The sequence below is a fragment of the Saccharothrix luteola genome (assembly GCF_020859565.1).
Classification (GTDB): Bacteria; Actinomycetota; Actinomycetes; order Mycobacteriales; family Pseudonocardiaceae; genus Actinosynnema; species Actinosynnema luteola.
The window spans coordinates 36,512-61,001 of the sequence record NZ_JAJHUO010000023.1; the positions used below are offsets into that span (position 1 = coordinate 36,512).

Sequence of the window (24,490 nt, forward strand, 5' to 3'; positions counted from 1 at the left end):
ACCCGTTACCGGGACCAGAGGGGGGAGGGTTCGTGACGCCGGAGGATCCCGACGACCACGCGGCCACCTTCAGCGACTTCTACCACCGGGAACGCACCCGGCTGTTCCGCTTCGCGGCGGTGATGTCGCCGCACCTGGACCACGAGTCCGCGGTGCAGGAGGCGTTCGTCGGCGCGTGGCGGAACTGGCCGGTGATCGCTCCCGGTTCCAGACGTGCTTGGCTGGTGAAGACGATCCGCAACCTGCTGGTGGACCAGGCCCGTCGGCGGGAGCGGCCGGGTGACCTCACCGACGAGGTGGTCGCCCGGCAGCGCGGCACGTACCGGATCCTGGTGCCCAAGCAGCGGGACGCCGAGACGTGGCACGAGCTGGTCAGCACGCTGGCGGCGGTCGCGAACCTGCCGGACCACCTGCGCACCGCGCTGGTCCTGCGGTTCTGGGACTTCGACGACGACGAGATCGCCGACGTGCTGGGCTGCCGGCGCGCGTCCGTGCGGCGGTACGTGTCGCAGGCGCGGGCGTGGGTCAGCGAGCGGGTCGGCAACGAGGAACGACGGGTGCGCGGCTCCCAGCGCGGGAAGGAGACGTCATGACCGACGAGCTGGATCCCCGACTCGACCACCTGCGCGCCGAACTGGTCGAGGCCATCCCGGAGGACCCCGGCACGGACCACCTCGGCGTGGCGGCGATCATGGCGCAGGCGACGAGGCACGAGCGGCAGGCGGCGCTGGTCGAGGCCGCGCGGGCCGGTTCACGGGTGGCGCTGGACTCCCTGGTCGCCGAGCTGACCCCGCTCGTGTGGCACGTGGCCAGGGGCAACGGCCTCGACCAGGCCACCGCCGAGGACGTCGTGCAGACCGTGTGGCTGAGCCTGCTGCGCCACCTGGACCGCCTGACCGAGCCGCGGGCCGTCGCCGGCTGGCTGATCGTGGCGACGCGGCGCGAGGCCCAACGTGCCTGGCGCGACCGCAACGGCCGCCCCGCCCTGTCCACGGACTCGGCCGTCGACATGCCCGACGACCGCTGGCTTCCGGAGCCTGAAGCCCTGCGCGACGATCGCGACCGCCGCCTTTGGCACGCGTTCAACGCCATGCCCCGGCGCTGCCAGGAGTTGCTGCGCCTGACCGTCCTGGCGGGCCGGGCCGAGTACCGGGCCGTGGCCGAGGCCCTGTCCATGCCGCGCGGCTCGATCGGCCCGACCAGGGGCCGCTGCCTGCACCAGCTGAAGGCCCGGTTGGAACAGGACGACGTCCGCTGACGACGTTCGCCGACAACGTCCGCCGGCGGCGACGATCTCGTGGGGCGCCGCCGGGTTGTTTCCGGACAGCTTCGCCAGGTTGTTCGGGTAGAAGCTGGAAAAGCATGTCCTCGCCGGACGGGCAGATCAGCAGGATGACCCCAACTACCCCTGGATGCTGCGGGTCCGTCGTTGGTCCGGGTTTCGTGTCATCCCACCGACCTCCACAAGGGCTACCACACGTATCAAGGGGGGCGCCCACAGTCGAAGCCGCGGGTATCGGTGAACTACGCCCCCCTTGACACGCGCGGTAGGGCTGCGCCAGGTCGGCGGGATGACACGAAGCCCTCCTTCTAGGGGAAGGGCATGCCAGTGGACGGTCCGGGGGTCGCCGGCGGGCCCGGGGTCGGGTCGGGCCGGGGCGTGTGCGGCCGCTGATGCCCTCACCTCCCCAAAGGGAGGGCTTCGTGTCATCCCGCCGACCTGGCTTTGCCCTACCGCACGGGTCAAGGGGGCACTTTCCACCCCAACAGGAACGATGGGCTGGAACCGCCCCCTTGACCCGTGCGGTAGCCCGGAGGGAGGTCGGTGGGATGACACGAAACCCGGACCAACAACGGACCCGGCACAGAACCACCTAACCCCGGGTCATCCTGCTGATCTGCCCGTCCGGCGAGGACAGCTTTTGAAGCTTCTACTCCAACCGCTGCCCCACACATAACCAGGCATCGTGCCCCCGACCGACCGACCGACCGACCGGCCGACCGGCCGAGGCGAGCGCCAAACGCCCGGGCCTGAACCCTCAGACCTTGACCACCGCGACCCGGACCTTCTGACCCTCGCCGACCACGCCGTCCGAGCCCTCGGCGACCTCGCCGTACTCGACCGACCCGGCCAACGTCTCCTCCTTCACGAACGCCTCGAACCGGCGCACCGCGTCCTCCACCGCCGGCGGCACCTGCACCGTCAACGCGATCCGGTCCGACACGTCCAGCCCGGCGTCCTTGCGCGCCTGCTGCACGACACGCACGAGGTCGCGGGCCACGCCCTCGGCGGCCAGCTCCTCCGTCACCGCGGTGTCCAGCACGACCAGCCCGCCGCTGTTCGGCAGCGCCGCCGTCGCGCCCTGGTCGGTGGCGACCAGCCGCTGCTCGTACTCCTCCGGGAACAGCTCGATCCCGGCGGCCACGACGCGACCGTCCACCTCCTGCCAGTCACCCGCCTTCACGGCCTTGATGACCTTCTGCACGTCCGGCCCGAGCCGGGGACCGGCGGCACGCGCGTTGACCGCCAGCTGGAAGTGGCCGTGCGCGTCCACGTCCGTGGTGAGCTCGACCTCCTTGACGTTCACCTCGTCCCGCAGGATCCCGGTGAACGACTCCAGCTGCGCCACCTCACCGGAAGCGATCACGAGCTTCGCCAACGGCAACCTCACCCGCAGCTTGTTCGACTTCCGCAGCGACAACGCCGTGGACGCCACCTGCCGCACCTGGTCCATCGCGGCCACCAGGGCGTCGTCCGCGGGCAGGTCGGAGGCCACCGGGTAGTCGGCCAGGTGCACCGACCGGCCACCGGTCAACCCGCGCCACACCGACTCGGTGGTCAGCGGCAGCAACGGCGCGGCCACCCGGCACACGACCTCCAGCACGGTGTGCAGCGTGTCGATCGCGTCCTGGTCGCCGGACCAGAACCGGTCGCGCGAACGCCGCACGTACCAGTTGGTCAGCACCTCCAGGAACTCGCGGATCGACGCGCACGCGCCCGAGATGTCGTACAGGTCCAGCTGCGCGGTCACCCCGGCCACCAGGTCGTGCGTCTTCGCCAGCACGTACCGGTCCAGCACGTGCTGCGACGACGTCCGCCAGTGCCCCTCGACCCCGTCCGCGTTGGCGTACAGGGCCAGGAAGTACCAGGAGTTCCACAGCGGCAGCACGGCCTGGCGCACCGCGTCGCGGATGCCGCGCTCGGTCACCACCAGGTCGCCGCCGCGCAGGATCGGCGAGGCCATCAGGAACCAGCGCATGGCGTCCGAGCCGTCGCGGTGGAACACCTCGTTGACGTCCGGGTAGTTCTGGCGCGACTTGGACATCTTCTGCCCGTCGTCGCCCAGCACGATCCCGTGCGCCACGCAGTTGCGGAACGCGGGCCGGTCGAACAGCGCCGTGGCCAGCACGTGCATGGTGTAGAACCAGCCGCGCGTCTGGCCGTTGTACTCGACGATGAAGTCGCCCGGGTAGTGGTCCTCGAACCACTGGGCGTTCTCGAACGGGTAGTGGACCTGGGCGAACGACATCGAGCCGGACTCGAACCAGCAGTCCAGCACCTCGGGCACGCGCCGCATCACCGACTGCCCGGTCGGGTCGTCGGGGTTCGGCCGGGTCAGGTCGTCGATCGTGGGCCGGTGCAGGTCGGTCGGGCGCACGCCGAAGTCGCGCTCCAGCTCGTCCAGCGAGCCGTAGACGTCCACCCGCGGGTACGCCGGGTCGTCCGACACCCACACCGGGATCGGCGAGCCCCAGAACCGGTTGCGGGAGATGTTCCAGTCGCGGGCGTTCTCCAGCCACTTGCCGAACTGGCCGTCCTTGATGTGCTCGGGCACCCAGTTGATCTGCTGGTTCAGCTCGACCATCCGGTCCTTGAACTGCGAGACCGCGACGAACCACGACGACACGGCGCGCTGGATCAGCGCGTTGTCGCACCGCCAGCAGTGCGGGTACGGGTGGTCGTAGGTCTCGTGGCGCAGCAGCAGGCCCGCTTCCTTCAGGTCGCGGATGATCGGCTTGTTGGCCTCGAAGACCTGCAACCCCTCGTACGGCGGCACCTCGGCGGTGAACCGGCCGTGCGCGTCGACCGGCACGACGACCTCGATGCCGGCCGCGTCCGTGACGAGCTTGTCCTCCTCACCGAAGGCGGGCGCGATGTGCACCATGCCCGTGCCGTCCTCGGTGGTGACGTAGTCGGCGGCCAGCACCTGGTGCGCGTTCTCCCGGCCGACGAAGAAGTCGAACGGCGGCGCGTACTTGCGGCCCACCAGGTCGGCGCCCTTGCACCGGGCCACGACCGGCGGCTCCTCGCCCAGCTCGCGGGCGTAGGCGGGCACGCGCGCCTCGGCGAGCAGGTAGCGCTCGCCGTTCGCCTCGACCGTCACGTAGTCCACGTCCGGGTGCACGGCGGCGGCCAGGTTGGACGGCAGCGTCCACGGCGTCGTCGTCCAGACCAGGGCCAGCTCGCCGGTCTCCAGGCGCAGGCCGACGGTCACCGCCGGGTCCTGCCGGTCCCGGTAGGTGTCGTCCATCTTGGTCTCGGTGTTGGACAGCGGCGTCTCGCAGCGCCAGCAGTACCAGAGCACCCGGAAGCCCTCGTAGACCAGGCCCTTGTCCCACAGGGTCTTGAAGGCCCACATGACGCTTTCCATGTAGTCCAGGTCGAGGGTCTTGTAGTCGTTGTCGAAGTCCACCCAGCGGGCCTGCCGGGTCACGTACTCGCGCCACTGGTCGGTGTAGCGCAGCACCGAGGTGCGGCAGGCCTCGTTGAACTTCTCGATCCCGAACGCCTCGATCTCGCTCTTGGACGAGAACCCGAGCTGCTTCTCCGCCTCGACCTCGGCGGGCAGGCCGTGGGTGTCCCAGCCGAAGCGGCGCTCGACGTGCTTGCCGCGCATGGTCTGGTAGCGCGGGACGACGTCCTTGACGTAGCCGGTGAGCAGGTGGCCGTAGTGCGGCAGGCCGTTGGCGAACGGCGGGCCGTCGTAGAAGACGAACTCGTTCGCCCCGTTGTCCCCGGCCGGGCGGGCGTCGATCGAGGCCTGGAACGTCCGGTCGGACTTCCAGAAGTCGAGGACACCCTCCTCGAGGGCGGGGAAGGACGGCTGGGAGGGAACGGAACCCTCGCCTGCCTTCGGGTAGGCCATCGTGCTGCTCCTCGCGTGCGTCCAACCGGCTCACGGGGACGACGCGCCGGTCAGGCGCACCGCGGTACCACCCCGCTTGCCAGGGCGCGAAGGCACTGGCCTCTCTTCGACGGCTGTGACGGGCCGCTCCCGTCCGGTTCTACTGGGGCTCGCGCCCGTTCTTCCGGAGGCTCCCCGGTGATGGCCGGATCAACGCCGTGCTACCACCCAGGGTAGCCGAACCGCGCAAACCACTTTGACCGGTTCCCTCCGGGCGGCGAGGGCTCAGTCGGCTTCCGACCGGTCCGCGGTCCGCTTGCGGTCCGCGAGGCCGGCGTCCGGGCGGCACACCGCGCACGGCGTGAAGCCCAGTTGGCGCGCCTCGTCGACCGGCAGGCCCAGCGACGCCCGTGCGGCGAGCCAGGAGCAGTCGGCGAGGTGGTAGCGAGGACGCTCGTCCAGCACCCGAACCTCGTCCGTGAGTTCGCTCACGATCAAGGCGTCGGCCGCGTCCGTGTCCTCCTCGCCAGGTTCGAGATGTGCCTGATCGGGTGGACTTTCGGGAGCTTCGTCCCCGGCGCCCCCGGGCACCGACCGTTGATCGCCGGCGCTAACCTGGTGATCAACAACCGCGGTGCCGGCAGCCTGGGTGCCCGACCGGCGGCGAAGCCACCAGTCGAGCACCAGGACCACGGCAGCGGCCCCGCTCGCACCCACGGACAACCAGGCCCAGTGCGTCTGGGCGCTGGTGAGCGCGGGCACGAGCAACCCCAGGGCTGCCAGCACCAACAGCAGGACTGTGTAGAGCACGTCCAGCAGACTAGATCAGCAACGCCGATCAGCCGGCTTCGGCGCGCGCCCCGAACGAGTACCCACCCTGCTGACGGCCGTCGGACGGCGCGGCGGGGCCGCGGTCCTGCAGGTCGCGCAGCGACGACTCGAGCATCGTCTTGAGCCTCGTCCGGTACTCGCGCTCGAAGGTCTGCAGCTTGTCGATCTGCTTCTCGAGCGTGTTCTTCTCCTGGGTGATGTTGCCCATCACCTCGGCGTGCTTGCGCTGCGCGTCCCGGTCGAGCGCGCTGGCCTTCTCACGGGCCTGCCGCTCCAACGTCTCGGCGCGGGTCCGCGCGTCGTTCAGCATGGTCTCGGCACGCGTGCGCGCCTCGTTGACCATCGTGTCGGCCTTGGACCGCGCCTCGGACAACAACTGCTCCGACTTGGTCCTGGCCTCCGACAGCATCCCGTCGGCTTCGGCCTTGGCCTCGCCGGTGAGCCGGTCGGCCATCTCCTGGGCCAGGCCGAGCACCTTGGCCGCCTGGACGTGGTGGTCACCACCACCGCCGGGCGATGTCTGCTCCAGCGCCGAAGGGGGCGGCACCGGAGCGAGCCTGCGGGGCTCGTCCACGACGCGGCTCGGGCCGACACCCGCGGCAACCTTCGCCCGGGCGTCTTCGAGGTCGGCACGCGCGGTCTCGACCTGCTGGTCGAGCTGCTCGACCTGCTGGCGCAGGTCGTTGTTCTCCTCGATCAGGCGGGCCAGTTCGCCCTCAACCAGGTCGAGGAACGCGTCCACCTCGTCCTCGTTGTAGCCCCGCTTGCCAATCGGCGGCTTGCTGAACGCGACGTTGTGCACGTCCGCGGGGGTCAACGGCATCAGATCACCTCACGCACTCCTGGGCTGTGGACATCCCTGGTCCCCTCACCTGGGATCGGCTACTCGCATCAGAATGATAACGACCAGCAACAGCACAATAATGGACAAGTCCAGACCGATGCCGCCGATCCGCACGGTCGGGATGATCCGACGCAGCAAGCGGACCGGAGGATCGGTCACGGTGTAGACGGTCTCGAGCGCCACCGCGACCCCGCCCGCAGGCCGCCATCCCCTGGCGAAACTACGGACGAGCTCCACGACGACACGCGCCGTGAGCAGCAGCCAGAACGAGAACAACACGTAGTAGACCACGAGCCAGAGGGCATCCACATGCTCAACTGTGCCACCACTCAGCCCTGGTTGAGGAACCCGCCCTCCGCGAGTCGCCTACGGTCCTCCGCCGTGACGTCGATGTTCGGGGGTGAGAGAAGGAACACCTTGTTGGTGACCTTGTCGATCGAGCCGCGCAGCGCGAACGCCAACCCGGCCGCGAAGTCGACCAGCCGCTTGGCGTCCGCGTCGTTCATGTCGGTGAGGTTCATGATCACCGGCGTGCCGTCGCGGTAGTGCTCCCCGATCGTCCGCGCCTCGTTGTAGCTGCGCGGGTGCAGCGTGGTGATGCGGGCGAGCGGGTTGACCGCGGGCTCCGGGGCGGGCCGCAGCCTGCCGACGGGCTCGCGCTGCGGCTCCACGGCCAGTGCACCGTGTGTGTCCGGGCTCCACGGCCGACGCGGGCGGGCTCCGCGATCGGGCTCGAAGTCGTCCGAATCGTCCAGTTCGGCCCGGTAGCCGTTGAACGAGCGGCGACGGGCGGTGCGCTGCTCCGGGTAGGCCTCGTACTCTTCCGGGTCGGCGTACTCGGACCGGTAGTCCGCGTAGCGCCGGTCGTCGTCGTAGGCGGCCGGGTCGTCGGCGTACTCGGCGGGAACCATCCCGAAGTAGGCCTTCAGCTTGTGAAACCCGCTCATGGCTCGAGCCCTTCCTCCGCCGAGATCCCTACCCGAAGGACGTCGCGGCCGTCCCAGAGGTTCCAGACAGTTACGGCGAGGCTAGTCTCCGGCTGCCCAGCAACGCTGTTCCGACACGCACGCACGTGGATCCGTGCGCTATCGCATCCTCCAGGTCACCGCTCATCCCCGCCGAGATCACGGTGGCATCGGGATGATCGACCCGCAAGCGGGTTACCGCTTCGTATAGAGCGGCAAACGCCTGCTGTGGAGACATCCCAAGGGGTGCGACGGTCATCACACCCCTAAAAATAAGTTCACCTGAACGTGCTACGTGATCGGCCAGTCGCGGTAGGTCACCGATCGGGTGACCGCCGCGTGCCACGTCACCGTCGATGCTGACCTGGACCAGGACCTCGGTCGGCTCGGTCGCGGCCTTGGCGATGGCGTCGGCGAGCCGGACCGAGTCGACGGTGTCGATCCGGTCGGCCCAGCGGAGGACGGACTTGGCCTTGTTCCGCTGGAGCGAGCCGACCATGTGCCACTTCGCCTCGGCGTCCGGGCGCAGTTCGGCGAACTCGGCGGTCTTGCGGCTCGCCTCCTGGTCGCGGTTCTCGGCGAAGGCGGTGAGGCCGAGGTCGCTGAGGATGGCCACGTCCTCCGCCGGGAAGGTCTTGGTGACGGCCAGCAAGTCGACCTCATCGGGTGATCTTCCGACGGCCGCGCACGCCTTGGCGATGCGTTCCCTCACCTCGGCGAGTGACAGGGCCAGCTCGTCGCGCCGGTTCACGGCTCCATCCAGACGACGCCCGCCAGCCGTCCCGTTCCCGGGTCGCGGCGGTGGCTGAACAGGGACTTCTCCTCGACCGTGCAGCGGGGGTCGACCCCGATCCTGCCGACGCCCGCGTCGGCGAGCTGCTGCCAGATGCCGGCGCGCAGGTCGAGGGCGGGCTTGCCGGCGCGGGTCTTGGACGCGCTGCCGGGCAGGTGCTTCTCGACGTCGTCGCGCATCGCGGCGGGCACCTCGTAGCACTGGCCGCAGACGGCCGGGCCGAGCAGTACCTCGACGTGCTCCTCGTGCGCACCCAGTTCGACCATGCGGTCCAGGGTGGCCGGGATGACGCCGACCCGTGCGCCGACGCGTCCGGCGTGGACCGCGGCGATCACCCCGGCTTCCGGGTCGCCCAGCAGCACCGGCACGCAGTCCGCCGTGAGCACGACGAGCCCGAGCCGTTCCTGCTTCGTCACCACGGCGTCCGTGGCCTCCAGCGGCTCGCTCACCGGCCCGTCGACCACCCCGACCGTCCGGCCGTGCACCTGTTCCATCCAGACCAGCCGTTCGGGTTCGAGCCCGATGCCCTCGGCGAGCCGCTTCCGGTTGGCCTCGACGGCCGCCGGGTCGTCCCCGACGTGGTCGCCGAGGTTGAAGGAGTCGTAGGGAGGCTTCGACACTCCGCCTTCGCGGGTGGTCAGGACACGACGGATGCGCACCCCCCAAGCTTCCCAGACCCGCGAGAGTCCTACGTTCACGCCGCGAGAGTCCTACGTTCGGAACGCGCGTGTCCTACGTTCAGAACACCTGAATTCAACGCTCAGGACCCCCGAGCTCGGTCCTCAGGCCGACCGGTCGGCTGCTGAGTGTTGAACTCGGGGGTCCTGAACGTAGGACTCTCGCGCTGTGAACGTAGGACTCTCGCGTGCTGAAGGTAGGACTCTCGCGGGTTAGCGGCGCATGAAGGGAGGGACGTCCACCTCGTCGTCGGGGTCGTCCGTCACCGGCACGGCCCGGTTCGGCAACGAACCGCTGGTGTTCCCCGGCACGCCCGGCGACAGCGACCTCGGCATGGTCGGCTGCGGCGTGGCGTACGGGGACTGGCCGTTGCCCTGGCCGGGCTGCGGCTGCTGCGGCACGGTCGGCCGCGGCGGGACCGGCTGCTCCACCTGCTGCACGGGCTGGGGCTGCGGTTGGTGCTGCGGTTGGTGCTGCACGGGCGGAGGCTGCTGCACCTGCTGCACCGGCTGCGGGTTGTGGTTCACCTGACCCGCGGTGGCCGAGGCCACGGGCGTGCCACGCGGCGGGCTGGACAGAGCCTGCGGCTCCAGCTTCTTGTGCGTCGGCCCGCCACTGTCAAAACCCGCCGCGATCACCGTCACCCGGACCTCGTCACCGAGCGAGTCGTCGATGACCGTGCCGAAGATGATGTTCGCGTCGGGGTGCGCGGCTTCCTGCACCAGCGAAGCCGACTCGTTGATCTCGAACAGCCCGAGGTCGCTGCCACCGGCGATCGAGAGCAGCACGCCGTGCGCACCCTCCATCGAGGCTTCCAGCAACGGCGAGTTGATCGCCTTCTGGGCCGCTTGGACCGCTCTGCCCTCGCCTCGCGCGGAGCCGATGCCCATCAACGCGCTGCCCGCGCCGGACATGACCGACTTGACGTCGGCGAAGTCGAGGTTGATCAGACCGGGCGTGGTGATCAGGTCGGTGATGCCCTGGACACCGGACAGCAGCACCTCGTCCGCGGAGCGGAACGCGTCCATCAGCGAGACGCCGATGTCGCCGAGCTGCAGCAGCCGGTCGTTCGGGATCACGATGAGGGTGTCGCACTCGTTGCGCAGGGCCTGGATGCCCTCCTCGGCCTGCTTGGCGCGGCGCTTGCCCTCGAACGAGAACGGTCGCGTGACCACACCGATGGTCAGCGCGCCGAGCTTGCGGGCGATCGAGGCGACCACGGGCGCGCCTCCGGTGCCCGTGCCACCGCCCTCGCCGGCGGTCACGAACACCATGTCCGCGCCCTTGAGGACTTCTTCGATCTCTTCGCGGTGGTCTTCGGCGGCCTTGTGGCCGACTTCCGGGTTGGCGCCTGCACCGAGGCCGCGGGTGAGTTCGCGGCCGATGTCGAGCTTCACGTCGGCATCCGACATGAGCAGCGCCTGGGCGTCGGTGTTCACCGCGATGAACTCGACGCCCTTGAGCCCGACCTCGATCATGCGGTTGACGGCGTTGACACCGCCACCGCCGATGCCGACGACCTTTATCACCGCGAGGTAGTTGTGCGGGGGCGTCATCGGTCCGCCTTCCTGATCGTGTCCGTGCTCATGTGCTGGAGTGGATGACCACCGGTGTCACAGCCCGGACGGATCTCCACCCGGATTGAAACTCTCAACCAGAGGTTCAGAGTTATGTCAACCCCGTATGTTCCTGCTGGACGTTATGCATCGCGAATGCCTCGGTCCAGCAGCCACGCCGTGTTGTGTCCTGACCGGGTGAGCGGTCCCTACTCGCCGGTCATCCCGTCGAGCAGCTCCCGCACCACGTCCAGGTGCCCCGCGTGCCGACCCGTTTCCTCGATCATGTGGATCAGCACCCAGCGCGCGGAAAGCCGCTTGTCCCCGCGGAACGCCACCTCGTGGTCGAGGTCGAGGCCCGCGAGCACTTCCCGGCTCACCGTGCACTGCTCAGCGTAGTCGGCGATCAATCCCGAGATCGTCTCGCCCGGCTCGACGCGCCAATCGGCGTCCGGGTCCTCACGGGTGTAGGGCGCGCGCGAAGGCCGGCCGGACAGCGCCACCTCGAACCAGTAGTGCTCCACCCACCGCAGGTGCTTGACGATGCCCGCGGCCGTGTTGAGCTGCGACGGGAGCACCGAGCGGGCCGCGTCTTCGTCGGACAGCCCGGCGCACTTGAACTCGATCGTCCCGCGCAGGAAGTCGAGGAAACCGGACAGCAGGGCGCGTTCGTCGCCGGTGTACGGGAGTTCGATCCGGTTGTCCACCGGCGTCTGCGTCATACCCGAAGTATCACTGGACGACGACCACCGGACGATCGACTTCCGCGGATCCGCCCTGTGGCGGGTTTCACCACGTCGCGGTGTTTAGGAGACGGTCGGCAGCTCGGGGCTGGACACGTCGAACACGGTGCCCTTGCGGGTCATCAGCACGTCGAGCACGGCGGCCTTGCGCACGGTGTCGACGGGTGAGCCCCAGCGGGCCTCACGGCCGCCGCTCAGCATCAGCCGGATGTCCGACGGCGAGTCCGCGGCGACGCTGAGCACGTCCTCCCGCAACGCCCCGGGCACCTGCGTGAGCACGGACACCGCCGCGGCGACCGCGTCCGACGACACCTTCAGCTCCGGCAGGCCGGCCGGCGGCTGCACGACGGTCGCGTAGTCCTTGCCGGTCACGTCGACCAGGTGCGCGCCGTCGGGCGCGATGATCACCGCGACCGGCTCCCGCTCGTCCACGGTCAGCCGCACGGTGCCGGGCACGACCCGCTCGACCTCGACGCCGGCGACGCGCGGCAGTTCCCGGACCCGCGCGGCGACCGCGTCGACGTCCAGCCGCACCAGCGGCGTGCCCGGCTCGATCGCGGCGGCCGTGCGGACCTCGTCACCGGTCAGGTTGGCGATGCCGCGCACCTCGACCTCGCGGACGCCGAGCGCGGGCGTGAACCAGACCGTGCAGACGACGACGGTCACCACGAGCATCGCGAGGATCGCGCCGACCCGGCGGCGGACCACCTTGCGCCGGTACAGCTGCGCCCGCGTCGGACGTCGGTTGGGACGACGGCGCGCCGACGGCCGGGAACCCGGGCCGGGGGAAGCGCCCGGCCGACGACGCGCCGCCTGTGTGCTCATGTCACGCCTCGCCGGCGCTCGACGACGTGGCCAGGGCGCCGGGCACCCCGGCGCACGACGCGCTCGCGAGCCCGCTCATGCCCGGTCCAGCTCGCCGACGATCTCCGGCCCGAGCATGGTCACGTCACCGGCGCCCATGGTCACCACCAGGTCGCCCTCGCCGACCATGCTCGCGACCAGCGCGGGCACCCGGTCGAACGACGGCTCGTAGACCACCTTGCCGACGTCGAGCGGCACCAGGCCGGAGACCAGCGCGCCGGTGACGCCGGGCTCCGGCTCCTCCCGCGCGCCGTAGACGTCGAGCACGACGACGCCGTCGGCCGTGCCGAGCGCGGCGGCGAACTCCTCGGCGAACAACCGCGTCCGCGAGTACAGGTGCGGCTGGAACACCACGACCAGCTTGCCGTCGCCGGCGACCGGCCGGGCGGCGGCGATCTGGGCGGCGACCTCGGTGGGGTGGTGGGCGTAGTCGTCGTAGACCCGCACCCCCCTGGCCTGGCCCTTGAACTCGAACCGCCGCCGGACCCCGCCGAACGCGGCCAGCCCGATCAGCACGCCCTGGCGGTCCGCGCCCAGCTCCAGCGCGGCGATCAGGGCGGCGATGGCGTTGCCCGCCATGTGCTCGCCCGGCACGGCCACGCGCACGTCCACGACGTCGCCGTCCAGCTCGACCCGGGCGACGCCGCCGGAGTCGGCGGGCCGGTAGTCGACCACGCGGACCGAGCCGTCGCCGGTGGCCGTGCGGCCGTACGTGCGGACCCGGATGCCGAGCTTCGCGGCCCGTTCCGCCAACGCCGCCGAACCCGGGTCGTCCGCGCACGCGATCAGCACGCCGTCGGGCTGGATGCGCTCCAGGAACGAGTCGAACACCGCGACGTACGCCTCGACGGTGCCGTGGTGGTCGAGGTGGTCGGCCTCGACGTTGGTCACGACCGCGACCGACGGCGAGAAGTAGAGGAACGAGCCGTCGCTCTCGTCGGCCTCGGCGACGAACACGCCGCCCGTGCCCTGGTGCGCGTTCGCGCCGGACTCGTTGAGGTCGCCGCCGATCGCGAACGACGGGTCCATCCGGCAGTGCTGCAGGGCGACCGTGAGCATGGACGTGGTCGACGTCTTGCCGTGCGTGCCGGCGACGCACGCCACCCGGTGGTCGAGCATCAGCGCGGCCAGCGCCTCGGCCCGCCGCAGCACGACCGTGCCGCGGGCGCGGGCTTCCACCAGCTCCGGGTTGTCCTCGCGGATCGCGGTGGACACCACGACCGCCGTGGGCCCGTCGGGCAGCTGGTCGAGGTTCGCGCCGGCGTGGCCGACCGCGATCGCCGCGCCCTGCGCGCGCAGCGCCAGCACGGTGCGCGAGTCCTTGGCGTCCGAGCCGGACACCTGGGCCCCGCGGGCGAGGAGGATCCGGGCGATGCCGCTCATGCCCGCCCCGCCGATGCCGACGAGGTGCACGCGGTCCAGGACGTCGCTCACTTCTTGATCACCTCGAGCACGATGCGGGCCAGCACCTCGTCCGCCTCGCGGTGTCCGGTGCTCAGCGTGGCCGTGGTCATCGCGGCCAGCCGGGCGCGGTCGGAGACCAGCGGGACCACGTTCGCCGCGATCCACTCCGGCGTCAGCTGGTCGTCGGGCACCAGCAGGCCGCCGCCGGCGGCGACGACCGCGCCCGCGTTGAGCGACTGCTCGCCGTTGCCGATCGGCAGGGGCACGAACACCGCGGGCAGACCCACGGCGGACACCTCTGCCACCGTCATCGCGCCGGACCGGCACAGCACCGCGTCCGCCGCCGCGTAGGCGAGGTCCATCCGGTCCAGGTACGGCACCGGCACGTACGGCGGCGCGCCCGGCACCGACTGCACCGCGACGGTGTTCTTGGGGCCGTGCGCGTGCAGCACCCCGATACCGGCCTGCGCGAACGCGGACGCCGCGCCGGACACCGCGTTGTTGATCGACCGCGCGCCCTGCGAGCCGCCGAACACCAGCAGCGTCGGCGCGGTCGGGTGCAGGCCGAAGTGGGCGCGGGCCTGCTGCCGCAGCTCGGCGCGCTTGAGGGAGGTGATCGAGTAGCGCAGCGGGATGCCGATGATCTCGGCGTCGGTCAGGCCCGAGTCGGGCACCGCGGCGGCGACCCGTTCGGCGAACTTCGCGCCGACCTTGTTGGCCAGGCCCGCCTTGGCGTTGGCCTCGTGCACGACGATCGGCACCCGGCCGCGCGCGGCGAGGTAGGCGGGCAGCGCGACGTAGCCGCCGAAACCCACCACGACGTCGGCGCCGACCCGTTCGAGCACCTCACGGGTGTGCTTCACGGCGCCGCGCACGCGCAGGGGCAGCTTGAGCAGGTCGGGCGTCGGCTTGCGCGGCATCGGCACCGGCGGGATCAGCTCCAGCGGGTAGCCGCGGGCCGGCACGAGTCTGCTCTCCAGACCGCGCTCTGTGCCGAGCGCGACGACCCGCGCGTCGGGCCGAAGCCGCATGACCGCGTCGGCCAGGGCCAGGGCTGGCTCGATGTGCCCGGCGGTGCCGCCTCCGGCGACCACCACGCACGGTCCGGCCTGCTGGGGAACCCCGGTCACGCATATCCTCCTCGCGTCGGTGTACCGCTGTGTCCGGTACCGCTAACGCCCGTCACGCCGCCTGGACCGCGCGTCCCGGTCCTGGCCGGCCTTTCGGGATTCGCGACGACGGTACTCCGACGGCGGAGCGTGACGACCGGCCATCCTCCGCTCGTCCACGGGAGGCGGCGCGGCCTTGCGACCGCGGGGAGGCGGCGACGGCCGCACGGGGCGGCGCTTCGGCGGCGGCTTGTAGACCACGGGCGCGGGCAGCTTCAGCACACCGCCGACCCGGCCGGGGCCCAGCGACCGCAACGCCGAGACCGCGTCGGGCTCGTGACGTGCGCAGTTGGCGAGGATGCCGAACACGAACATCGTCGTGACGACCGACGTGCCGCCGGAGGAGATCATCGGCAGCGTGATGCCGGTGACCGGCAGCAGCTGCACGACGTAGCCGATGTTGATCGCGGCCTGCGCGACCAGCCACACCGTCAGCGTCGCGGACACCATGCGGATCCACGGGTCGGTGTTGCGCGCCGCGATCCGCAGGCCGACCACCGCGAGCAGGACGAACAGGCCGAGCACCAGCACGCAGCCGATGAAGCCCAGCTCCTCGCCGATCACGGCGAAGATGAAGTCGCTGTGCACGTTCGGCAAATAGCGCCACTTCGAGCTGCCGTTGGTGAGGCCCTTGCCGAGGAACCCGCCCTCCGCCAACGCGTACAGCGCCTGCAACGCCTGGAGCCCGTCGCCCTGCGGGTCGGCGGCGGGGTTCAGGAACGTCTGCACGCGCTTGAACCGGTAGTCCGAGCCGAGCGCGAGCACCAACGCGCCGGTCACCGCGCCGATCGCGATGATCCCGAAGATCCGCATGGGCGCGCCGACGAACCAGAGCAGGCTCATCAGCACGACACCCAGCGTGATCGTGCCGCCGAGGTCGGGTTGCAGCATCACCAGCGCGAACACCAGCATCGCCACGGGGACGACCGGGACCAGCAGGTGCCGGTACTGGTCGAGGAGGGCGCGCTTGGTCACCAGGACGTGCGCTCCCCACAGCGCCAGGGCGAGCTTCGCGGGTTCGATCGGCTGGAACGAGACGGGTCCGATGGTGAACCACGACTGCGCGCCGCCCAGCACCGAGCCGAGCGGGGTCAGCACGAGGACGAGCAGGATCACGCAGACGAGCATCGCCATCGTGCTGCCGTGCCGGATCGTGCGCAGCGGTATGCGCAGGACGATCAGGAAGACGATGGCGCCGACGCCCACGTACAGCAGTTGCTTCTTGAACACGCTGTAGGCCGACGCGCCCTCGGCGACCTCGCCCGGCGCGGACGCGGACAGCACCATGATCAGCCCGAGCACGGTGAGCATGCCGAAGATCGCGAGCAGCAGGTGGAAGTCCGCCAGGGGACGGCCGAGCCAAGCGGTCAACGACGTCCGCACCGCGACCACGCGCTTGGCGCGCGGGGCTCTGGGCGGTCGCTCCCCCACCGGCTTCCGGTCCACCGCAGTCATGCGCCCATCGTCTCCCGCGCGGCCCGGCGAACGCCGCCAATCGGCCGCGTGTCGCGCGACGCGACCGCGATCACTGCCCGGTGGCCCGGATGACACTCCCGCGAGTTTCAAGTTACTTTGCAACTATGGGCATCTCGGCGTCCGAGATCAACTTCAGCGACCTGTCGAACAAGCCGGCCGACTCGGTCCGCAAGCTCCAGGAGTCGCCGAGCCGGACGCTGCTCGTGCACCGGCGCGGCGACGAGGAAGACCTGGTGCTCACCACCGTGAGCAGAGCCGAGGAGGTGCGCGAGGTCATCTCGACCACGACCGCCCTCTTGGTGGCTCTGATGCAGCACAGCGAAAGCGTCCGGGACCTGGTGACCGCCGTGATGCCCAAGGCGCTCCCGTGGGTCCGGTTCCTGCCGCGCGAGGACATGCAGGCGTTCGTCGTGGAACTCGTGGAGACGTTGGAGGCCGCCGACTCCCTGGGCACGCCGGCCCCGGTCACGCAGCTCATCAGCGAGTGGCAGCGCACAGCCGAGGTCCACGCTGATCCACGGCTCCTCGCGATCCTCCAGCAGGACGGCGAGGACCTGGGTGACGTCCCCGAACCTGGAGCGACCACCGCGTGAGCCCGAAGAAGGGCGACCCGGTCGCACCACCGGCCGTGGGCGCGGAGTGGCGCGTTCGGTACTGCACCAACGAGGCGATCAAGGGTTGGCAGGGACCTGGAGACGCGGGCGGCGGAGAACTTGCGCAAGGCCTGGGAGGTCATGCGCAACGACCCCCGGCCCGGGACCCGGCAAACCCACCAACCGCCACCACCAACTCAAGGGCGGTCTGGCCAACGGCACACAGGGCGGACACCTCATGCCCCGCTGGCAGATCGATGTGACCGGCGGAGATCGCATCTGGTACCTGCTGGACGTGGACAGGCACACGGTGTGGGTCGAGTACGGCGGCGGCCACCCCAAGGCCACCGACTAGACCCTGAACGCTAGACGGCGTCCCGCTTGACACCGGCGAGGAAGATCGCCATGGCCCGGCCACCGAACTCCAAGGTCGGGCCGGCGGTGTTCTTGCTGTCCCGGACCCGGAACGCGTCAGCCGACACGGCCACCTCGACGCACGCGCCGGTGCCGTCGCTGCGACTGCTCTTGCGCCAGACCGACAGCTCGATGCACTCGCCACCGCCGTTACTGCGACTGCTCTTACGCCACTCCGACCACATCGCGTTCTCCTCGGCCGAGCTAGAGGTCACCGATCACCCGCCTGATCAGCGCGATCGATTCCTGCGGGTCCAGCGCTGTGGCTCGCAGGTGATCCAACACCAGGCTATACCGCTCGACCTCTGCCTCTTCATCCAAATACAGGCCGCCGGTCAGGTTCTCCATGTAGACCACGCTCGGGAAGTCCAAGAACTTCAACAGGCGGAACGCGGTGCCCATCGCCATGTGCTGACCCTTGCCGAAGGGCAACACCTGGAGTGTCACATTGGGCCGCTCGACCACCTTCGACAGGTGGTTCAACTGTTCCAGATGCACCTCTCGGCCGCCGACCGCCCGGCGCAGGGCAGCCTCGTCGACGATCGCCCACACCGACAGCGACCCGTCCTCCACTCGGCGCTGCCGGGTCTGACGCAGCTCAGCGCGTTTGTTGATCACCTCATCCGACGCATCCGGCGCATACGCGCGCATCGACCAATACGAGTAGGCCGGGGTTTGGAACAGGCCGGGGATGAGGTCGATCTCGAAGATGTTGACCGCCGTGGCCTCGGACTCCAGGACCACGTACTCGGAGAACCAGTCGAACAGGACATCGCCGTACACGTGCCACCAGCCGCGCTTCTTGGCGACCTTCGCCAACCGCAGCAACCAGGCCGTCTTATCGGGTGCGGCCCCGTACAGTTCGGCCAGCGCCCGGGTGTCTACTATGGACACACCGGTGTACGCCGACTCGATGCGACTGATCTTCGACTTCGAGTAGCCAAGGTTCTCGACCACGTCGTCGAAGTCGAGCCCTGCCTCCTCGCGGAGTCGGGTCAGCGCGCTCGCCAGGACGCGCCGCCGGACTCCCGGGCCTTGGTTCTGCGGCATGGTGCGACATTAGCGGGAAACCGGACCACTGATCGGGTGAACTTCTGCCGATACGCACTATGCCGTGTTGCATCAAAAGCGCCTGAAGTGCACCTTTGGGCCCATGATCTCCGATGCGCTCGCCCGCGCCTTCCACCTGCTCGACCAGGACATGCTCGGCTACCTGGACGCCGTCGAACTCCTGACCAACGAGCACGAAACCGACGACGAAACCGTCCGCGCCATCGCACGCACGGAAGTCCCGCGCCTGGTCGCGGCCCTGCGCGGCACGCTCGGCAACCACCAGGCCGACGCCTTCGGGCTCTGCCTCGGCTGCGCGCCGACCTGGCACGACGGCCGCTTCACGCGCACGCCGTGGCCGTGCCCGGTGGTCGACGCCGCCCACACCTACCTGAAGGACCCGGACAGCATCTACCCGCGCTGGCCGACCAACCCCACCACCGCGTCGGCGAACGCCTGACCACGGTGCGCGTAGTCGCTGAACATGTCCATCGACGCCGCCGCCGGCGCCAGCACGACGGCATCACCCGGCCGCGCCATCGAACGCGCGGCGCGCACGGCGTCCTCCATGGACGCGGCGGCGTCCTCGCCAGGGTCCAACACCGTCACGGGCACCGACGGCGCGTGCCGGGCCAACGCCGAAGCGATCACCTCGCGGTCGGCCCCGATCACCACCGCCCCGCGCAGCCGGTGCGCCTCCTCGCGCACCAGCTCGTCCACCGACGCGCCCTTGAGCAACCCGCCGGCCACCCACACCACGCTCTCGTGCGACCGCAACGACGCCGCCGCCGCGTGGGGGTTCGTGGCCTTGGAGTCGTTGACGTAGGCGATCCCGTCGACCGTCGTCACCAGCACGGCCCGGTGCGCCCCCGGCGTGAAGTCGCGCAGACCCTGAGCCACCGCCGCCGCGGACACGCCGTGCGCACGGGCCAGCGCCGCCGCCGCCAGAGCGTCGGCGATCCCGGGAGGCCCACCGGGGTGGACGTCGGCGACCGGCAACAACACCTCGTCGGCAGGCCCGAACGCCCGGTCGACCAACTGCCCGTCGTGGACGCCGAGCTGCCCTTCCTCCGGCGACCCGAGCGTGAACCCGACGTGCGCGGCGGCCGGCGACGAGGCCAGGAGCCGCGCCACCACGGGGTCGTCCACCCCGCCGACGGCGACCTCACCGGTCAGCACACCGGCCTTCGCCGACGCGTACGCCTCGAACGTGCCGTGCCAGTCCAAGTGGTCCTCGGCCAGGTTCAACAGCACCCCGGCGAACGGCCGCACGGACGGCGACCAGTGCAGCTGGAAGCTCGACAGCTCCACCGCCAGCACCCGCCGCCCGGCCAGCAGGGCGTCCACCACGGGCAGGCCGACGTTGCCGCACGCCACCGCGTCGATCCCGGCCGCGCGCAGGATCGACTCCAGCATCCCGACCGTCGTGGTCTTGCCGTTCGTCCCCGTCACGGCCAGCCACGTCGGCGGGTCGGCCAGCTCCAGCCCCATCCGCCAGGCCAGCTCGACCTCGCCGATCACCTCGATGCCCGCCGCCGTCGCCGACTCCAGCAACGGGCTGGACGGGCGCCACCCCGGGCTGGTCACGACCAGGTCCGTCCCCGACGGCGGCTCGACCAACCCGGGGGTCAGCGCCACGCCGGGCAGCAGCTGCTCCAGCGCGGCGAGGCGGTCGGCCGAACCGTCGGTCACGGTGACGACGGCGTCCGCCGCCAGCAACGCCTCCGCCGCCGACCGGCCGGTCACCCCGGCGCCGGCCACGAGGACGTGACGACCTGCGAGGAATCCCATCGTCAGCTCTCGACCGCGGTCAGCCACTCGCTGTAGAACAGGCCGAGCCCGAGCATGCAGCACATGCCCGCGAGCAGCCAGAACCTGATGATCACCGTGGTTTCCGCCCACCCGGCGAGTTCGAAGTGGTGGTGGAACGGCGCCATGCGGAACAACCGCCGTCGTGACGTCCGGAAGACCGCGACCTGCAGCACCACCGACAACGCCTCGACCACGAACAGACCGCCGATGACGACCATCAGCAGCTCGGTGCGCGTGGCGATGGACAGGCCGGCGACCAGACCGCCCAGCGCGAGCGAGCCCGTGTCGCCCATGAAGATCTTGGCCGGCGCGGCGTTCCACCACAGGAAGCCGATGCAGCCGGCCATCGCGGCGGCGGCCACCAGCGCCAGGTCGAGCGGGTCGCGCACGTCGTAGCAGCCGGCCACGAGCAGGTTCGAGCAGTTGTAGCGGAACTGCCAGAAGCTGATCACCACGTACGTGCCGAGCACCATCGCGGACGTGCCGCCGGCCAGGCCGTCCAGGCCGTCGGTCAGGTTCACCGCGTTGGACCAGGCGCTGATCGCGGCGTAGCAGAACACCACGAACCCGACGACGCCGAACGACACCACGGCGATGTCGCGCACGAACGACAGGTTCACCGAGGCGGGCGTCATCCCGTCCTTGTTCGGGAACTGGATGACCAGCACGGCGAAGATGATCGTGGCCACGAACTGGCCGACCAGCTTCGCGGTCTTGTTCAGGCCCAGGTTGCGCTGCTTGCGGATCTTGATGAAGTCGTCCAGGAAGCCGACGACGCCCAGCGACGTGGTCAGCATCAGCACCAGCAGGCCGGACGCGCTCGGCGTCTGGTCCTGCGCGGACGCCGACATGGAGTTCACCAGGTGCGAGCCGAGGTAGCCCGCCCACATCGCGACCAGGATCGCGACGCCGCCCATGGTGGGCGTGCCGCGCTTGGTCTTGTGGCTCTGGGGCCCCTCTTCACGGATCTCCTGGCCGAAACCCTGCCGGGAGAAGATCTTGATCAGGTACGGCGTCAGCATGATCGACGTGATCAGGGCGATGGCCGCCGCGATCAGGATGCTCTTCACTTGCTGACCGCCTCCAGGAGAGCCTCGGCAACCCGCCACAGGCCGTATGAGTTGGATGCCTTCACCAGGACGACGTCACCCGGCCGCACCTGGTCGCGCAGCAGCTCGACGGCCGCCGCCACGTCGGGCACCAGAATCGCTTCTTCGCCCCAAGATCCTTCCAGGTGCGCCCCTTGGTGCATCGCGCGGGCGTCCTGACCGACCACGACCAGCTTGTTGATGTCCAAGCGGACCGCGAGCCGGCCGATCTCGTCGTGCGCGCGGATCGAGTCCGCGCCCAGTTCGGCCATCGGACCCAGCACCGCCCAGCTGCGGCGGGCGGGCGTGGCGGCCCGGGAGATGGTGGCGAGCGACTTCAGCGCCGCGCGCACCGACTCCGGGTTGGCGTTGTACGCATCGTTGATGACGGTCACACCGTCAGGACGTTCGGAGACCGCCATGCGATGCGCGGACACCCGTGCCGCCGTGCCGAGGCTCCGCGCGATCCCCTCCGGCGTCGCGCCGAGCTCGAGGGCGATGGCGGCGGCGGTGAGGGCGTTGCCGACCTGGTGCGGCCCGTGCACGGCCAGTCGGACGTCCGCCTCGCCCTGCGGCGTGACCAGGGTGAACCGGGCTCGGGCCTGCTCGTCGAGCTCGACGTCCTTCGCGCGGACCTGCGCGGACGGGTGCTCGCCGACGAGGACGACCTTGGCCTCGGTGCGGTCGGCCATGCCCGCGACGAGGGGGTCGTCGGCGTTGAGGATCGCGATGCCGTCCGCGGGCAGGGCCTCGACCAGCTCGCCCTTGGCCTTGGCGATGTTCTGCCGCGAGCCGAACTCGCCGACGTGCGCGCTGCCGACGTTCAGGACCGCGCCGACGCGGGGCACGGCGACCTTGCACAGCTCGGCGATGTGGCCGATGCCCCGGGCGCTGAGCTCGAGGACCAGGAACCGGGTGTCCTCGTCGACGCGCAACGCCGTCCAGGGGTGGCCCAGTTCGTTGTTGAACGACCCCGGCGGCGCGATGGTCGGGCCCAGCGGTGCGAGGACCTGGGCGATGAGGTCCTTGGTGGACGTCTTGCCGGACGATCCCGTCACGCCGACGACGGTCAGGTCCGCCAAGCGGTCCGTGACGTGCCGGGCGAGCTTGGCCAGCGCCTTGAGCACGGCCGCGCCCGAGCCGTCGGTGTCGCCGGACAGCACGTAGGCGTTGCCCTCGGCCCGGTCCACGGGCGGCGCGATGACGGCGGGCGCGTCGACCTCCCGGCCCGCCAGCACGCCGACCGCACCCTGGGCCACGGCCTGGGCGGCGAAGTCGTGGCCGTCGACCCGTTCGCCGGGCAGCGCCAGGAACAGGCCGCCGGGCGTGACCTTCCGGGTGTCGAACTCGACGCTGCCGGTGACCACCTCGGCGCCGGTGGCGTGGTGCAGCGTGCCGCCGACGACCTCGGCGATCTCGGCGAGGCTGAGCTGGATCACCGGGTGGCTCCTCTGATCGCGCCGGTCAGTGCGTCCACGTCGGAGAACGGCTGCACGACGCCCCCGACCTCCTGGCCGGTCTCGTGGCCCTTGCCCGCGACCACGACGACGTCGCCGGTGCGCGCGAGGGACACGGCGTGCTCGATGGCGCGCCGGCGGTCGCCGATCTCCACGACCTCGCCGCGCTCGTCCTCCGGCACGGACAGCGCGCCGTGCAGCATCGCGGCCCGGATCCGCGCCGGGTCCTCCGTGCGCGGGTTGTCGTCGGTGACGATCAGGACGTCGCTGCGCCGTGCGGCTTCCTCGCCCATGAGGGGGCGCTTGGCCGTGTCGCGGTCGCCGCCGCAGCCCAGGACCGTGATGACGCGGCCGGTGGCGCGGGCGCGGACCGCGTCGAGCGCGAGGGCGACGGCGGCCGGCTTGTGGGAGTAGTCCACGACGGCGGTGAAGTCCTGGCCCTCGTCGACGCGCTGCATGCGTCCGGGCACCTGGACGTTCCTGAGGCCCTCGCGGACGGCGTCGAGCGGGATGCCCCGGACGTGCAGGCAGGCGATGGCCAGCAGGGCGTTGGCGACGTTGAAGTCGCCGGGGAGGCTGAGCTCGACGTCGAGCGTGACGCCGTCCGGGCCGTGCGCGGTGAACGCCTGCTCGCCCGTGGCGGAGACGGTGACGTCCGTGGCCGTCCAGTCGGCGGGCTTCGTGGTCGCGACCGTGACCGTGGCGTCCTTGACCAGGCGCGGGCCCCACTCGCCGTCCACGCAGACCACCTCGGTCCGGGCCCGGCCGTCGAACAGCTCGGCCTTGGTCCGGAAGTAGTCCTCCATGTCCGGGTGGAAGTCCAGGTGGTCCTGGGAGAGGTTGGTGAACGCGCCGACCGCGAACCCCACGCCGCCGACCCGGCCGAGGCGCAGCGCGTGGCTGGAGACCTCCATGACGACGTCCGTGGTGCCGCACTCGGCCATCGCTGCCAGCAGGGCTTGCAGGTCGGGCGCCTCGGGGGTGGTGAGGGCGCTGTCGAGCCGGTTGCCCGCGACGCGCGTCTCGACCGTGCCGATGAGCCCGGTGGCGCGACCGGCCGCGACCAGGGCCGACTCGATCATGTAGCTGGTGGTGGTCTTGCCGGAGGTACCGGTGACGCCCCACACGGCGAGCTTGGTGGACGGGTCGCCATAGACGCCGGAGGCCAGCTGCCCGAGGACCGCGCGGGGGTCCGGGTGCACCAGCACGGGAACGCCGTGGACCTTCGCCGCGCCTTCCTCGTCGGTCAGCACGGCCACCGCGCCGTGCTCCACGGCCTGGGCGGCGAAGTCGGCGCCGTGCACCCGCGTGCCCGGCAGCGCGGCGAACAGGTCGCCGGGTCGCACGTGTTGGGCACGCAACGTCACGCCGCTGACCTGGACGTGCGCCCGGTCCGGGGCGGTCAGGTGGGCGTCGACGGCCGTGGCGAGCTCGGACACGGCAACGGGCTGGGTGCGGGAAGGGCGAGGCGGAGCGGTCGCGACCTTGCCCTCGAGCTTGGCAGGCACGCGCGGAAGGCTACCGGCGCACGGAGAGTGTTCGGCCGGCACGTCCACTCCGGACCGGTTTTCCCGCCCCGCCACACCGCTGAACCTGAATTCTTTTGCACTTTAGGGGCGGTGCAGGC

General features: G+C 70.7%; 23 protein-coding genes. 4 read left to right on the forward strand and 19 right to left on the reverse strand.

Annotated elements, in window-relative coordinates:
- The first annotated feature begins 32 nt into the window (after positions 1-32).
- Positions 33-593, forward strand: a complete 561-nt coding sequence (locus LNK82_RS29805) for an RNA polymerase sigma factor (RefSeq protein WP_230570206.1) — start codon at positions 33-35, stop codon at positions 591-593.
- Positions 594-691: 98 nt separating this feature from the next.
- Positions 692-1,258, forward strand: coding sequence for an RNA polymerase sigma factor (locus LNK82_RS29810; RefSeq protein WP_230570348.1), 567 nt, complete (start codon positions 692-694; stop codon positions 1,256-1,258).
- 781 nt (positions 1,259-2,039) lie between these two features.
- Here the strand turns inward: LNK82_RS29810 and ileS are convergent.
- From ileS to ftsW, 13 genes are all read right to left on the reverse strand, one after another.
- Positions 2,040-5,147 (reverse strand): isoleucine--tRNA ligase, encoded by a 3,108-nt coding sequence (gene ileS, locus LNK82_RS29815; protein WP_230570207.1) that lies wholly within the window; start codon positions 5,145-5,147, stop codon positions 2,040-2,042.
- 264 nt (positions 5,148-5,411) lie between these two features.
- Entirely contained in the window at positions 5,412-5,912 is a 501-nt protein-coding gene (locus LNK82_RS29820) for a hypothetical protein (protein ID WP_308257333.1), read from the reverse strand.
- A 52-nt stretch (positions 5,913-5,964) separates the two neighbouring features.
- The gene (gene wag31, locus LNK82_RS29825; RefSeq protein ID WP_106613404.1) at positions 5,965-6,780 is read right to left on the reverse strand and encodes a DivIVA-like cell division protein Wag31; all 816 of its coding nucleotides are present in this window, start codon (positions 6,778-6,780) and stop codon (positions 5,965-5,967) included.
- A 45-nt stretch (positions 6,781-6,825) separates the two neighbouring features.
- Positions 6,826-7,110 (reverse strand): YggT family protein, encoded by a 285-nt coding sequence (locus tag LNK82_RS29830; RefSeq protein WP_033437765.1) that lies wholly within the window; start codon positions 7,108-7,110, stop codon positions 6,826-6,828.
- Between the two features lie 20 nt (positions 7,111-7,130).
- Complete coding sequence (locus tag LNK82_RS29835) at positions 7,131-7,748, reverse strand: cell division protein SepF (protein ID WP_230570209.1); 618 nt, start codon at positions 7,746-7,748, stop codon at positions 7,131-7,133.
- Between the two features lie 70 nt (positions 7,749-7,818).
- Complete coding sequence (locus LNK82_RS29840) at positions 7,819-8,517, reverse strand: YggS family pyridoxal phosphate-dependent enzyme (RefSeq protein ID WP_230570210.1); 699 nt, start codon at positions 8,515-8,517, stop codon at positions 7,819-7,821.
- On the reverse strand, positions 8,514-9,218 hold the full coding sequence (gene pgeF / locus LNK82_RS29845; RefSeq protein ID WP_230570211.1) for a peptidoglycan editing factor PgeF: 705 nt from the start codon (positions 9,216-9,218) through the stop codon (positions 8,514-8,516). The genes LNK82_RS29840 and pgeF overlap by 4 nt, the downstream gene beginning before the upstream one ends.
- A gap of 231 nt (positions 9,219-9,449) precedes the next feature.
- On the reverse strand, positions 9,450-10,793 hold the full coding sequence (gene ftsZ, locus LNK82_RS29850; protein WP_230570212.1) for a cell division protein FtsZ: 1,344 nt from the start codon (positions 10,791-10,793) through the stop codon (positions 9,450-9,452).
- Between the two features lie 209 nt (positions 10,794-11,002).
- Positions 11,003-11,515 carry a DinB family protein gene (locus tag LNK82_RS29855; RefSeq protein WP_230570213.1) on the reverse strand — a complete coding sequence of 171 codons (513 nt, stop codon included), beginning with the start codon at positions 11,513-11,515 and terminating at the stop codon, positions 11,003-11,005.
- A gap of 84 nt (positions 11,516-11,599) precedes the next feature.
- Entirely contained in the window at positions 11,600-12,361 is a 762-nt protein-coding gene (locus LNK82_RS29860) for a cell division protein FtsQ/DivIB (RefSeq protein ID WP_230570214.1), read from the reverse strand.
- A gap of 75 nt (positions 12,362-12,436) precedes the next feature.
- Positions 12,437-13,834 (reverse strand): UDP-N-acetylmuramate--L-alanine ligase, encoded by a 1,398-nt coding sequence (gene murC, locus LNK82_RS29865; protein ID WP_308257311.1) that lies wholly within the window; start codon positions 13,832-13,834, stop codon positions 12,437-12,439.
- Complete coding sequence (gene murG / locus LNK82_RS29870; RefSeq protein WP_372470684.1) at positions 13,831-14,934, reverse strand: undecaprenyldiphospho-muramoylpentapeptide beta-N-acetylglucosaminyltransferase; 1,104 nt, start codon at positions 14,932-14,934, stop codon at positions 13,831-13,833. The genes murC and murG overlap by 4 nt, the downstream gene beginning before the upstream one ends.
- Before the next feature lie 42 nt (positions 14,935-14,976).
- A complete protein-coding gene (gene ftsW / locus LNK82_RS29875; RefSeq protein WP_230570215.1) occupies positions 14,977-16,428 on the reverse strand; it encodes a putative lipid II flippase FtsW in 1,452 nt (483 codons plus the stop codon).
- 125 nt (positions 16,429-16,553) lie between these two features.
- Between ftsW and LNK82_RS29880 the strand changes: the two genes are divergently transcribed.
- Positions 16,554-17,042, forward strand: coding sequence for a hypothetical protein (locus tag LNK82_RS29880; RefSeq protein WP_230570216.1), 489 nt, complete (start codon positions 16,554-16,556; stop codon positions 17,040-17,042).
- A gap of 365 nt (positions 17,043-17,407) precedes the next feature.
- Here LNK82_RS29880 and LNK82_RS29885 read toward each other — a convergent pair whose 3' ends face one another.
- Together LNK82_RS29885 and LNK82_RS29890 are read right to left on the reverse strand one after the other, a co-directional pair.
- Positions 17,408-17,671, reverse strand: coding sequence for a DUF397 domain-containing protein (locus LNK82_RS29885; protein WP_230570217.1), 264 nt, complete (start codon positions 17,669-17,671; stop codon positions 17,408-17,410).
- The gene (locus tag LNK82_RS29890) at positions 17,661-18,506 is read right to left on the reverse strand and encodes a helix-turn-helix domain-containing protein (protein ID WP_230570218.1); all 846 of its coding nucleotides are present in this window, start codon (positions 18,504-18,506) and stop codon (positions 17,661-17,663) included. The genes LNK82_RS29885 and LNK82_RS29890 overlap by 11 nt, the downstream gene beginning before the upstream one ends.
- A 103-nt stretch (positions 18,507-18,609) precedes the next feature.
- Between LNK82_RS29890 and LNK82_RS29895 the strand changes: the two genes are divergently transcribed.
- Positions 18,610-18,966 (forward strand): hypothetical protein, encoded by a 357-nt coding sequence (locus tag LNK82_RS29895; RefSeq protein ID WP_230570219.1) that lies wholly within the window; start codon positions 18,610-18,612, stop codon positions 18,964-18,966.
- Here LNK82_RS29895 and murD read toward each other — a convergent pair.
- Genes murD through LNK82_RS29915 form a run of 4 tightly spaced genes read right to left on the reverse strand, consistent with a single transcriptional unit; the run spans position 18,918 to position 24,371 of the window.
- Positions 18,918-20,297, reverse strand: coding sequence for a UDP-N-acetylmuramoyl-L-alanine--D-glutamate ligase (gene murD / locus LNK82_RS29900; RefSeq protein WP_230570220.1), 1,380 nt, complete (start codon positions 20,295-20,297; stop codon positions 18,918-18,920). The genes LNK82_RS29895 and murD overlap by 49 nt on opposite strands.
- Before the next feature lie 2 nt (positions 20,298-20,299).
- Positions 20,300-21,388: a phospho-N-acetylmuramoyl-pentapeptide-transferase gene (gene mraY, locus LNK82_RS29905; protein ID WP_230570221.1), complete on the reverse strand. Its 1,089-nt coding sequence runs from the start codon at positions 21,386-21,388 to the stop codon at positions 20,300-20,302.
- Positions 21,385-22,845: a UDP-N-acetylmuramoyl-tripeptide--D-alanyl-D-alanine ligase gene (locus LNK82_RS29910; protein WP_230570222.1), complete on the reverse strand. Its 1,461-nt coding sequence runs from the start codon at positions 22,843-22,845 to the stop codon at positions 21,385-21,387. The genes mraY and LNK82_RS29910 overlap by 4 nt, the downstream gene beginning before the upstream one ends.
- Positions 22,842-24,371: a UDP-N-acetylmuramoyl-L-alanyl-D-glutamate--2,6-diaminopimelate ligase gene (locus LNK82_RS29915; RefSeq protein WP_230570223.1), complete on the reverse strand. Its 1,530-nt coding sequence runs from the start codon at positions 24,369-24,371 to the stop codon at positions 22,842-22,844. Before LNK82_RS29915 ends, LNK82_RS29910 begins: the two co-directional genes overlap by 4 nt.
- Positions 24,372-24,490: the final 119 nt, after the last annotated feature.

What these genes read in the sequence shown, in the direction of transcription:
- LNK82_RS29810 (WP_230570348.1), top strand. Translation starts at nt 692, where the DNA reads ATGGCGCAGGCGACGAGGCACGAGCGGCAGGCGGCGCTGGTCGAGGCC.
- ileS (WP_230570207.1), bottom strand. Translation starts at nt 5,147, where the DNA reads ATGGCCTACCCGAAGGCAGGCGAGGGTTCCGTTCCCTCCCAGCCGTCC.
- wag31 (WP_106613404.1), bottom strand. Translation starts at nt 6,780, where the DNA reads ATGCCGTTGACCCCCGCGGACGTGCACAACGTCGCGTTCAGCAAGCCG.
- LNK82_RS29835 (WP_230570209.1), bottom strand. Translation starts at nt 7,748, where the DNA reads ATGAGCGGGTTTCACAAGCTGAAGGCCTACTTCGGGATGGTTCCCGCC.
- ftsZ (WP_230570212.1), bottom strand. Translation starts at nt 10,793, where the DNA reads ATGACGCCCCCGCACAACTACCTCGCGGTGATAAAGGTCGTCGGCATC.
- LNK82_RS29855 (WP_230570213.1), bottom strand. Translation starts at nt 11,515, where the DNA reads ATGACGCAGACGCCGGTGGACAACCGGATCGAACTCCCGTACACCGGC.
- LNK82_RS29860 (WP_230570214.1), bottom strand. Translation starts at nt 12,361, where the DNA reads ATGAGCACACAGGCGGCGCGTCGTCGGCCGGGCGCTTCCCCCGGCCCG.
- ftsW (WP_230570215.1), bottom strand. Translation starts at nt 16,428, where the DNA reads ATGACTGCGGTGGACCGGAAGCCGGTGGGGGAGCGACCGCCCAGAGCC.
- LNK82_RS29880 (WP_230570216.1), top strand. Translation starts at nt 16,554, where the DNA reads ATGGGCATCTCGGCGTCCGAGATCAACTTCAGCGACCTGTCGAACAAG.
- LNK82_RS29890 (WP_230570218.1), bottom strand. Translation starts at nt 18,506, where the DNA reads ATGCCGCAGAACCAAGGCCCGGGAGTCCGGCGGCGCGTCCTGGCGAGC.
- LNK82_RS29895 (WP_230570219.1), top strand. Translation starts at nt 18,610, where the DNA reads ATGATCTCCGATGCGCTCGCCCGCGCCTTCCACCTGCTCGACCAGGAC.
- murD (WP_230570220.1), bottom strand. Translation starts at nt 20,297, where the DNA reads ATGGGATTCCTCGCAGGTCGTCACGTCCTCGTGGCCGGCGCCGGGGTG.